General features: G+C 58.1%; 1 protein-coding gene. It reads left to right on the forward strand.

Annotated elements, in window-relative coordinates:
• The coding region (locus HMPREF1627_RS00495; protein WP_034500108.1) for an Hsp70 family protein at positions 1-544 on the forward strand (544 nt) is incomplete at both ends.

The raw sequence follows: 544 nt of genomic DNA on the forward strand, positions 1-544 counted from the left end.
CGGGCGAGGTCCTGGTAGGCGAAATCGCTAAGCGCCAGGCAGTGACCAACGTTGATCGCACCATCATGTCGGTTAAGCGCCACATGGGCACCGACTGGGAAGTGAAGATTGACGATAAGGCTTACACGGCGCAGGAAATTTCCGCTCGTATTCTTGGCAAGCTCAAGCGAGACGCGGAGGAGTACCTCGGTGAGCCGATCACTGACGCCGTGATTACTGTTCCCGCATACTTCAACGATGCTGAGCGTCAGGCAACGAAGGACGCGGGCCGCATTGCCGGCATGAACGTAACCCGTATCGTGAACGAGCCTACCGCGGCTGCTCTCGCATACGGCCTCGAGAAGGGTAAGGAAGACGAGCTCATCCTCGTATTCGACCTCGGTGGCGGTACGTTTGACGTTTCGCTCCTAGAGATCGGTAAGGACACCGAGGATGGCGCTGAGTTCTCCACGATCGAGGTTCGCGCAACTTCCGGTGACAACCGCCTCGGTGGTGACGACTGGGATAAGGCAATCGTGGACTGGCTGGTCAGCCAGGTAAAGAG

The organism is Actinomyces sp. S6-Spd3 (assembly GCF_000758755.1).
GTDB lineage: Bacteria > Actinomycetota > Actinomycetes > Actinomycetales > Actinomycetaceae > Pauljensenia.